A 10,564-nucleotide genomic window follows, 5' to 3' on the forward strand; every position below is an offset into this window, starting at 1 on the left:
GAGCGCACCCCGACGCCGGTCCTCGGTAGTGGCCCCCGGACCCGTGGAGATCCACGGCGGCTCCGGGAGCTTCGATCGAAGACCGGCCCGCACCGGGAGCGCTCCGTCGAGCACACGGTCCGCCGCGACGTGCAGCGGACGACGACGAGGAGATATTCCTGGTGGAGAACGAGACCCACTACGCCGAAGCCGTGATCGACAACGGCGCATTCGGCACCCGCACCATCCGCTTCGAGACGGGCCGCCTGGCCAAGCAGGCCGCGGGTTCCGCCGTCGCCTACCTGGACGACGACACCATGGTGCTGTCGGCCACCACGGCCTCGAAGCAGCCCAAGGACCAGCTGGACTTCTTCCCCCTGACGGTCGACGTCGAGGAGCGGATGTACTCGGCCGGTAAGATCCCCGGCTCCTTCTTCCGCCGTGAGGGCCGGCCCTCCGAGGACGCCATCCTCACCTGCCGGCTGATCGACCGCCCGCTGCGCCCCTCCTTCAAGAAGGGCCTGCGCAACGAGATCCAGATCGTCGAGACGGTCATGGCGCTCAACCCCGACCACGCCTACGACGTGGTCGCCATCAACGCCGCCTCCTGCTCCACGCAGCTGGCGGGGCTGCCCTTCTCCGGACCGATCGGCGGCACCCGCGTCGCGCTGATCCGCGGCCAGTGGGTGGCCTTCCCGACCCACTCCGAGCTGGAGGAGGCCGTCTTCGACATGGTCGTCGCCGGCCGTGTGCTGCCCGACGGCGACGTCGCGGTGATGATGGTCGAGGCCGAGGCCACCGAGAAGACCATCGAGCTGGTCAAGGGCGGCGCCGAGGCGCCGACCGAGGAGGTCGTGGCCGCGGGTCTCGAGGCCGCCAAGCCCTTCATCAAGGTGCTGTGCCGCGCCCAGGCCGACCTCGCCGCGAAGGCCGCCAAGCCGACCGGCGAGTTCCCGATCTTCCTGGACTACCAGGAAGACGTCCTGGAGGCGCTGACCGCCGCCGTCCGCGACGAGCTGGCCCAGGCGCTGACCATCGGCGGCAAGCAGGAGCGCGAGAGCGAGCTGGACCGCGTCAAGGCGGTCGCCGCGGAGAAGCTGCTCCCGCAGTTCGAGGGCCGCGAGAAGGAGATCTCGGCCGCCTACCGGGCGCTGACCAAGACCCTGGTGCGCGAGCGCGTCATCAAGGAGAAGACGCGCATCGACGGCCGCGGTGTCACCGACATCCGCACCCTGGCCGCCGAGGTCGAGGCCATCCCGCGGGTGCACGGCTCGGCGCTTTTCGAGCGCGGCGAGACCCAGATCCTGGGCGTCACCACGCTGAACATGCTCCGCATGGAGCAGCAGCTGGACACCCTCTCGCCGGTGACCCGCAAGCGCTACATGCACAACTACAACTTCCCGCCCTACTCCACCGGTGAGACGGGCCGCGTCGGCTCGCCGAAGCGCCGCGAGATCGGCCACGGCGCGCTCGCCGAGCGTGCGCTGGTGCCGGTGCTGCCGACGCGCGAGGAGTTCCCGTACGCGATCCGCCAGGTGTCCGAGGCGCTGGGTTCCAACGGGTCGACGTCCATGGGCTCGGTCTGCGCCTCCACCATGTCGCTGCTGAACGCCGGCGTGCCGCTCAAGGCGCCGGTCGCCGGTATCGCCATGGGCCTGATCTCCCAGGAGATCGAGGGCGAGACCCACTACGTGACGCTGACCGACATCCTCGGTGCCGAGGACGCCTTCGGCGACATGGACTTCAAGGTCGCCGGCACCAAGCAGTTCGTCACCGCGCTGCAGCTCGACACCAAGCTGGACGGCATCCCGGCGTCCGTGCTGGCCGCGGCCCTCAAGCAGGCCCGCGACGCGCGGCTGCACATCCTCGACGTGATGAACGAGGCCATCGACGTCCCGGACGAGATGTCCCCGAACGCGCCGCGGATCATCACCGTCAAGATCCCGGTGGACAAGATCGGCGAGGTCATCGGCCCGAAGGGCAAGATGATCAACCAGATCCAGGAGGACACTGGCGCCGACATCACCATCGAGGACGACGGCACCATCTACATCGGTGCCGCCGACGGCCCGGCCGCCGAGGCGGCGCGCTCCACCATCAACGGCATCGCCAACCCGACGATGCCCGAGGTCGGCGAGCGCTACCTGGGCACGGTCGTCAAGACGACCACCTTCGGTGCCTTCGTCTCGCTGCTGCCCGGCAAGGACGGTCTGCTGCACATCTCGCAGATCCGCAAGCTGGCCGGCGGCAAGCGCGTGGAGAACGTCGAGGACGTCCTCGGCGTCGGCCAGAAGGTCCAGGTGGAGATCGCCGAGATCGACCAGCGCGGCAAGCTCTCCCTCATCCCCGTCCTGGACGAGGAAGAGTCCGACAGCGGCTCCGCCGCGGGGGGCGCGGAGAAGTCCGAGGGCGGCTCCGCCGCGAGCGAGGACGAGACCGCGAAGTGACCCATGCGTCCCGTACGACGGCCCGCCCCGCCTCACCGGCAGGGCGGGCCGTCGCCCGTACCACCACTCTGATAAAGGGCGAGAACGGCGCGGGCACCGTCCGCAAGACCGTGCTGCCCGGCGGGCTCCGCGTGATCACCGAGTCCGTGCCGACCGTGCGCTCCGTCACGCTCGGCATCTGGGCGCACGTCGGCTCCCGCGACGAGACCCCGGCGCTGGGTGGCGCCACGCACTACCTGGAGCACCTGCTCTTCAAGGGCACCGGGCGGCGCAGCGCGCTGGAGATCTCCGCGGCACTGGACGCGGTGGGCGGCGAGATGAACGCCTTCACCACGAAGGAGTTCACCTGCTACTACGCGCGGGTCCTGGACGCCGATCTGCCGCTGGCCGTCGACGTCCTCTCCGACATGCTGACCTCCTCCGTCATCGACCCCGCCGAGGTCGAGGCGGAGCGTGGCGTGATCCTCGAAGAGATCGCCATGACGGAGGACGACGCCGGGGACTGCGTCCACGACCTGTTCGCACACGCCATGTTCGGCGACACCCCGCTGGGGCGCCCCGTGCTGGGCACCGTGGAGACCGTCAACGCGCTGACCCGCGACCAGGTGGCCCGCTTCTACAAGAAGCACTACGACCCGACGCGGCTGGTCGTCGCGGCGGCGGGCAACCTCGACCACGCGCAGGTCGTCAAGCAGGTGCGCGCCGCGTTCGACCGTGCGGGCGCGCTCGCCCGCACGCAGGGCGAGCAGCCGGTCGGGCCCCGCTCGGGCAGCCGCGCCCTGCGCACCGGCGGGCGGGTCGACTTCGTGGACCGGGCCACCGAGCAGGCCCACGTGGTGCTCGGGCTGCCCGGCGTCTCGCGGCACGACGAGCGCCGCTGGCCCCTCGCGGTGCTGAGCACCGCGCTGGGCGGAGGCATGAGCTCCCGGCTCTTCCAGGAGATCCGCGAGAAGCGCGGCCTGGCCTACAGCACCTACGCCTACACGTCCGGCTACGCGGACTGCGGCCTGTTCGGCGTCTACGCGGGCTGCCGTCCCGGACAGGTGTCCGACGTGCTGAAGATCTGCCGCGACGAGCTCGACCAGGTCGCGCGAGACGGGTTGACCGACGACGAGGTGCGGCGCGCCATCGGACAGCTGTCGGGCTCCACGGTGCTCGGCCTGGAGGACACCGGCGCGCTGATGCACCGCCTGGGCAAGAGCGAGCTGTGCTGGGGCGAGCAGATGTCCGTGGACGGCATGCTCGGCAAGATCGACGCCGTCACGCCCGACGACGTCCGCGAGGTCGCCCGCGACGTGCTGAGCCGGCGCCCCTCGCTGTCGGTCATCGGGCAGCTCACCGACCGTCAGGCCGCCCGGCTGCACGAGACCGTCGCCTGACGCCCGCCCCACCTCTCCCACCCACCACGTAAAGGAACGAGCACAATGAGCAAGCTGCGCGTAGCCGTCCTCGGCGCAGGCGGCCGGATGGGCTCCGAGGCCGTGCGAGCGGTCGAGGGCGCCGACGACATGGAGCTGGTGGCGGCCCTGGGCAGCGGGGACGCGCGCAGCGCGCTCACCGAGGCGGGCACGCAGGTGGCCGTCGACCTCACCCGTCCGGACGCCGTCATGGGAAACCTGGAGTACTGCCTGGCCCATGGCATCCACGCCGTCGTCGGCACCACGGGGTGGACGGACGAGCGGCTGACGGCGGTGCGCGCCCAGCTGGCCGACTCGCCCGGCACCGGCGTCCTCATCGCCCCGAACTTCGGCATCGGGGCCGTGCTGACGATGCGCTTCGCCCAGCAGGCCGCCCGCTTCTTCGAGTCGGTCGAGGTCGTCGAGCTGCACCACCCTGGCAAGGCCGACGCGCCCAGCGGCACGGCCGTGCGCACCGCGCAGCTGATCGGGCAGGCCCGTGAGAGCGCGGGGCTGCCGGCTCAGCCCGACGCCACCACGCAGTCGCTGGACGGTGCTCGCGGCGCCGACGTCGACGGCGTGCCGGTGCACGCGGTACGGCTGCGCGGTCTGGTCGCCCACCAGGAGGTCCTCTTCGGGGACGAGGCGGAGACGCTCACCATCCGCCACGACTCCCTGCACCGGAGCTCATTCATGCCCGGCGTCCTGCTGGGGGTCCGCAAGGTGCCCGCCAACCCGGGGCTGACCTTCGGGCTCGAACACTTCCTCGACCTGGACTGACGGGGTACGGCACCGTGCGCGCGAAGCTCACCTACTTTCTGCTGGCCGCCGTCCTGGTCGTCTACTTCGTCCTGGTCGGCAGCCGGGGCGTGCTCCTGATCGAGCAGGGCACCGCCGTCACCGTGCCCTTCGGCGTCGCGGTGCTCGTACTGCCGTTCATCGGCGCGTGGTTCCTGTGGCACACCACGCGCTTCGCCCGCCGCGCCGGACGGCTCGCGCGGGAGCTCGAGGCCGAGGGCGGACTCCCGGTCGACGAGCTGGAGCGCACACCGTCAGGGCGCATCGACCGGGCCTCCGCCGACGCGGTCTTCGCCCGCCGCCAAGCCGAGACGGAAGAGCACCCGGGGGACTGGCGCTCGTGGTTCCGGCTGGCCGTCGCCTACCACGACGCCCGCGACACCCCGAGGGCCAGGAAAGCCATGCAGCACGCCATCACCCTGCACGAGGCCGAACCCCGCGGCTGACAGATCGCCGCGCCGCCGCGTCAGCCGCAGGACTCCGCCGCCCAGCTCTCTATGACGTCCGCGGCCCGCTCGAAGCCGGGGCGGCGCGGGAGGAAGTCGGCGTTGTGGTCGGTCAGCAGTATCCGGCGGTCCTCGGCGTCCGACGTCGCGCCCCCGGCGCCGGCGCGCGCCCGCGGGTAGAGCACCAGTGCCTGGCCCTGCACCGTCCGCGGCATCCCCAGCCATCTGACAGGCCGCTGCACCGTGCGCACCACCCCCACCTCGGCCCAGGGCAGGGTCGTCGTACGCAAGAGCCCCGCCTGGCGCAGACCGTGCGAACTGACCCACACGCCCGCCCGCAGCAGCCGCACGGCCAGCACGATCACCAGCACGCCGCAGCCCGCGCAGACCGCCGCGCTGGGCAGGGAACCGGCCAGCGCGATGATCAGGGCCGAGAAGAGCACGTACGAAGCGAGCAGGAGGAGCAGCGCTCCACCGCCCACCCGCCACGGGCCCGGGCGGTAGGGCCGCCGCCACAGGTCGCGGTCGGCCTCGGCGAGCGTCACCGCCTGCGCCGCCTGGACGCGGTCCTCACGGTCGGCCGTCACAAAGGGCAGGGGCACGGCAGGGTCCTCGCTCGCTCACGACAGGGGGCGGCCCGGGGCCGTCCCACGGCTGGCTGCCGCCGCGGGCGGGCGCGGCGGTGTGAGCGGTGACATTAGCGAGGGCAGGCGCAAGCGGCCACCCCCGGGTGCCGTTCCCAGGGGTGGCCGTGAGAGGTCAGCGGCCTTCGGCCGCCGCCGGGTGGTCCCGGGCGGGGACCTGGTTGTCGGTGAGCGCGGGTCCGCCGAGCAGGACGGAGCCCACGAGACCGGCGACGATCGTCACTCCGACCAGGGCGCTGCCTGCGACCTGGCGGAAGCTGCGGCGGGCACGGGGCGGCGGGGTGACATTGCTGCGGAACCGGTCAGCCTGGGCTATGAAGGCGAACGGGACTGTCTCTCCGCGGCGGGACATGACGGGGCGCTCCTGCGTGATCGTTCTGGGTGGTTGGTCGCTGGTACGGGGACAACGTCCGGGGCGGCTTCCGAGTGCCCGCTGCCGCCGGACCCATGTGAAAAATATCAATCGCGGGGCGAAGGAATGTCACTGGGGGTGCCGTTTCTTGGTCCCGAGTCTCGTTTGTCCGGTTAAGGGTCGCCAAAACGGGCTATCGGCCCGGGGCAGCCGAGGCTGTCGGAGCCTCCCCGTAGGCTGTTCCCGCCCCTGGAAGACGTACGTGGAAGGACCCCGCAGGTGACCGACACCTCCGCCCCGCTCGCCCCGAGTTTCCGCAGCGACATGACGGTCGAGCTGGTCAAGCACAGCGCCGCCGACACCGACGTGCTGTGGGCCGCCCGGGTCTCCACCGCGGGGGAGCAGTCCCTGGATGAGCTGAACAAGGACCCGGAACGCTCCAAGGGTCTGATCAACTTCCTGATGCGCGACCGGCACGGCAGCCCCTTCGAGCACAACTCGATGACCTTCTTCATCAGCGCCCCCCTCTTCGTCTTCCGCGAGTTCCACCGCCACCGCGTCGGCTGGTCCTACAACGAGGAGTCGGGCCGCTATCGGCAGCTCCAGCCCGTCTTCTACGTGCCAGGCGCCTCCCGCAAGCTCGTCCAGCAGGGCCGCCCTGGCAAGTACGAGTTCGTCGAGGGCACGGCCGAGCAGCACGCGCTGACGGGCCGCGCCATGGCGGGCGTGTACCGCACGGCCTATGAGACGTATCTGGAGATGCTGGAGGCCGGTGTCGCCCGCGAGGTCGCCCGCGCCGTCCTGCCCGTCGGCCTCTACTCGTCCATGTACGCGACGTGCAACGCGCGCTCGCTGATGCACTTCCTCGGGCTGCGCACCCAGCACGAACAGGCCAAGGTGCCCAGCTTCCCGCAGCGGGAGATCGAGATGGTGGGGGAGGCGATGGAGGAGCAGTGGTCGAAGCTGATGCCGCTGACCCACGCCGCCTTCAACGCCAACGGACGCGTCGCCCCCTGAGCGGACCGCTCCGCCGCCCACCGGCAGGGGCCGCCCACGGACGGTCACCCGGCTGCGCTTCCTGCCCTCCGGTCGGAGCCCCGGAGGAGGTGTCCGTATTGCGGCGGTTCGAGATGTTCATCTAGGGTGATTGTGCGGTCCCGGCACTGCCTGAACCCCCGAGCAGGCAGTGCCGGGGCCCTCTTCCCCACCGCAACGGACGCCCCGAGGCGGCGCCGCGGGGTCCGCTGCGAGTAGCGTGGAGCCCATGGCTCCGACCTCCACACCGCAGACGCCCTTCGGGCGGGTCCTGACCGCGATGGTCACGCCGTTCACCGCGGACGGTGCGCTCGACCTCGACGGCGCGCAGCAGCTCGCTGCCCATCTGGTGGAAGCAGGCAACGACGGTCTCGTCGTCAACGGCACCACCGGAGAGTCCCCGACCACTTCCGATGCGGAGAAAGCCCAGCTCGTCAAGGCGGTCGTGGAGGCCGTGGGCGACCGTGCCCACGTGGTCGCGGGAGCCGGCACGAACGACACGGCCCACAGCATCGAGCTGGCCGGCGCCGCCGAGAAGGCCGGTGCCCACGGGCTCCTCGCGGTGACGCCCTACTACAGCAAGCCCCCGCAGGAGGGCCTGTACCGGCACTTCACCGCCATCGCCGACGCCACGGAGCTGCCGGTGATGCTCTACGACATCCCCGGCCGCAGCGGTGTCCCGATCAACACCGAGACGATCGTCCGGCTCGCCGAGCACCCCCGCATCGTCGCCAACAAGGACGCCAAGGGTGACCTCGGCCGCGCCAGCTGGGCCATCGCCACCAGCGGCCTCGCCTGGTACAGCGGCGACGACATGCTCAACCTCCCGCTGCTGTCCGTCGGCGCCGTCGGTTTCGTCTCCGTCGTCGGCCACGTCGTCACCCAGGAACTGCGCGCACTGCTCGAGGCGCACCTGAGCGGCGACGTCGCCAAGGCCACCGAGATCCACCAGAAGCTGCTGCCGGTCTTCACCGGCATGTTCCGCACCCAGGGCGTCATCACCACCAAGGCCGCGCTCGCCCGGCTCGGCCATCCGGCCGGACCGCTGCGCCTCCCGCTGGTCGAACTCGCGCCCGAGGAGCTGGACCAGCTCACGCACGATCTCGCCCACGGCGGGGTACACCTGTAGTCCTCAGACTTCCCACAACTGCATACCGCCGGACACCGGCACAGTGCACGACCCAACGGAACACGCACGTCACGTACGCACGCCCTGCGCGTGCCCGTACGCATCATGAATACCGCGCGCCACGTACCCAGGCGGGTGCGTGGCGCGCGTGGTAAGGAGAGTCTTTTGAGTCATCCGCATCCTGAGCTCGGTCCGCCTCCTCAGCTCCCCAAGGGCGGCCTCCGCGTCACCCCCCTGGGTGGTCTCGGCGAGATCGGCCGCAACATGACCGTCTTCGAATACGGCGGCAGACTCCTGATCGTCGACTGCGGCGTCCTCTTCCCCGAGGAGGAGCAGCCCGGCATCGACCTGATCCTTCCCGACTTCACCACGATCAGGGACCGCCTCGACGACATCGACGGCATCGTCCTCACCCACGGGCACGAGGACCACATCGGCGGTGTCCCCTACCTCCTCCGCGAGAAGCCGGACATCCCGCTGATCGGCTCCAAGCTCACCCTCGCGCTCATTGAGGCCAAGCTCCAGGAGCACCGCATCCGGCCGTACACGCTGGAAGTGGAGGAAGGCCACCGCGAACGCATCGGCCCGTTCGACTGCGAGTTCCTCGCCGTCAACCACTCCATTCCCGACGCCCTCGCGGTCGCCGTCCGCACCCCGGCGGGCATGGTCGTCCACACCGGCGACTTCAAGATGGACCAGCTCCCGCTGGACGGCCGCCTCACCGACCTGCGCGCCTTCGCCCGCCTCGGCGAGGAGGGCATCGACCTGCTGCTGAGCGACTCCACCAACGCCGAGGTCCCCGGCTTCGTGCCGCCCGAGCGCGAGATCTCCTCGGTGCTGCGCCAGGTCTTCTCCAGCGCACAGAAGCGCATCATCGTGGCGAGCTTCGCCAGCCACGTACACCGCATCCAGCAGATCCTGGACGCCGCACACGAACACGGCCGCCGCGTCGCCTTCGTGGGCCGCTCCATGGTCCGCAACATGGGCATCGCCCGCGACCTGGGCTATCTCAACGTCCCCGCCGGACTCGTCGTGGACGTCAAGACGCTCGACGACCTGCCAGACGACGAGGTCGTGCTGGTCTGCACCGGCTCCCAGGGCGAGCCCATGGCGGCCCTCTCCCGGATGGCCAACCGCGATCACCAGATCCGCATCGTCCAGGGCGACACGGTGATCCTCGCGTCGTCCCTCATCCCGGGCAACGAGAACGCCGTCTACCGCGTCATCAACGGCCTCACCCGCTGGGGCGCCAACGTCGTCCACAAGGGCAACGCCAAGGTGCACGTCTCGGGCCACGCCTCCGCGGGCGAGCTGCTGTACTTCTACAACATCTGCCGGCCCCGCAACCTGATGCCGGTCCACGGCGAGTGGCGGCACCTGCGCGCCAGCGCCGAACTGGGCGCGGCCACCGGCGTCCCCCAGGACCGCATCGTGATCGCCGAGGACGGCGTCGTCGTCGACCTGGTCGACGGCAAGGCCAAGATCACCGGCAAGGTCCAGGCCGGATACGTGTACGTCGACGGCCTCTCGGTCGGCGACGTCACCGAGTCCTCCCTCAAGGACCGCCGCATCCTCGGGGACGAAGGCATCATCTCGATCTTCATCGTGGTCGACAGCACCACAGGGAAGATCGTGGGCGGCCCCCACATCCAGTCCCGGGGCTCCGGAATCGACGACACCGACTTCGCCGCCGTCATGCCGAAGATCGACGAAGCCCTCGCCAAGTCCGCCCAGGACGGCATCGCGGAGACCCACCAGCTCCAGCAGTTGGTGCGCCGCACGGTGGGCAAGTGGGTCTCGGACAGCTACCGCCGGCGCCCGATGATCCTGCCCGTGGTCGTCGAGGTCTGACCCTTCGTCGGGGCTCCGCAGGAGCCCCGACGGGAGCGGGGCGCCCTCGATTTGCCTCCGGGCGCTCCGCTCCAGTACGTTTACGGCTCCACCGCACCGGGAACCCGGGGCCGCCTACGGCCGCAGGGAGACCGGTACCCCGGAATCGGAAAACGGCCCGGAAAACGAGCCGGAAAGATTCTGGTAAGGTTGGAAACACCGAAAGGGCAAACGTCCGGAGAAACCGGTACTGCATCGTCAGGACCGATTCGTTTCGAAGGAAGCGTCCGTTCCTTGAGAACTCAACAGCGTGCCAAAAGTCAACGCCAGATATGTTGATACCCCGACCTGCCGGGTTGTTCCGGCGGGTTGAGGTTCCTTTGAAATACACAACAGCGAGGACGCTGTGGACGGGTTGGATTATTCCTCCGGCCTGTTCCGCTCTTCCTGTGGATGATTGAAGCATTCACGGAGAGTTTGATCCTGGCTCAGGACGAACGCTGGCGG

At 70.3% G+C, this 10,564-nt stretch carries 9 protein-coding genes; 7 read left to right on the forward strand and 2 right to left on the reverse strand.

What is annotated here, in order from left to right:
* Window positions 1-161 precede the first annotated feature (161 nt).
* Genes AB8Z75_RS09430 through AB8Z75_RS09445 form a run of 4 tightly spaced genes read left to right on the forward strand, consistent with a single transcriptional unit; the run spans window position 162 to window position 5,067 of the window.
* Complete coding sequence (locus AB8Z75_RS09430) at window positions 162-2,426, forward strand: polyribonucleotide nucleotidyltransferase (protein WP_369200970.1); 2,265 nt, start codon at window positions 162-164, stop codon at window positions 2,424-2,426.
* Window positions 2,423-3,805, forward strand: coding sequence for a M16 family metallopeptidase (locus AB8Z75_RS09435; RefSeq protein WP_369200971.1), 1,383 nt, complete (start codon window positions 2,423-2,425; stop codon window positions 3,803-3,805). Before AB8Z75_RS09430 ends, AB8Z75_RS09435 begins: the two co-directional genes overlap by 4 nt.
* Window positions 3,806-3,850: 45 nt before the next feature.
* Window positions 3,851-4,603 carry a 4-hydroxy-tetrahydrodipicolinate reductase gene (dapB, locus tag AB8Z75_RS09440; RefSeq protein ID WP_369200972.1) on the forward strand — a complete coding sequence of 251 codons (753 nt, stop codon included), beginning with the start codon at window positions 3,851-3,853 and terminating at the stop codon, window positions 4,601-4,603.
* A gap of 14 nt (window positions 4,604-4,617) precedes the next feature.
* Entirely contained in the window at window positions 4,618-5,067 is a 450-nt protein-coding gene (locus AB8Z75_RS09445; protein ID WP_369200974.1) for a hypothetical protein, read from the forward strand.
* Between the two features lie 20 nt (window positions 5,068-5,087).
* On the opposite strand, the gene AB8Z75_RS09450 is transcribed toward AB8Z75_RS09445, so the two are convergent.
* Both AB8Z75_RS09450 and AB8Z75_RS09455 read right to left on the reverse strand, forming a co-directional pair.
* On the reverse strand, window positions 5,088-5,669 hold the full coding sequence (locus AB8Z75_RS09450) for a hypothetical protein (protein ID WP_369200976.1): 582 nt from the start codon (window positions 5,667-5,669) through the stop codon (window positions 5,088-5,090).
* 157 nt (window positions 5,670-5,826) lie between these two features.
* On the reverse strand, window positions 5,827-6,063 hold the full coding sequence (locus AB8Z75_RS09455; RefSeq protein ID WP_369200977.1) for a hypothetical protein: 237 nt from the start codon (window positions 6,061-6,063) through the stop codon (window positions 5,827-5,829).
* Window positions 6,064-6,387: 324 nt separating this feature from the next.
* Here AB8Z75_RS09455 and thyX point away from each other — a divergent pair, with 324 nt between their 5' ends.
* The 3 genes from thyX (at window position 6,388) to AB8Z75_RS09470 (ending at window position 10,078) form a co-directional block, all read left to right on the forward strand.
* Entirely contained in the window at window positions 6,388-7,080 is a 693-nt protein-coding gene (gene thyX / locus AB8Z75_RS09460) for an FAD-dependent thymidylate synthase (protein WP_369200981.1), read from the forward strand.
* Between the two features lie 247 nt (window positions 7,081-7,327).
* Entirely contained in the window at window positions 7,328-8,227 is a 900-nt protein-coding gene (gene dapA, locus AB8Z75_RS09465) for a 4-hydroxy-tetrahydrodipicolinate synthase (RefSeq protein ID WP_369200979.1), read from the forward strand.
* 165 nt (window positions 8,228-8,392) lie between these two features.
* Entirely contained in the window at window positions 8,393-10,078 is a 1,686-nt protein-coding gene (locus AB8Z75_RS09470; RefSeq protein WP_369200980.1) for a ribonuclease J, read from the forward strand.
* The last annotated feature ends 486 nt before the right edge of the window (window positions 10,079-10,564 follow it).

The sequence above is a fragment of the Streptomyces sp. PU-14G genome (assembly GCF_041028275.1).
Classification (GTDB): Bacteria; Actinomycetota; Actinomycetes; order Streptomycetales; family Streptomycetaceae; genus Streptomyces.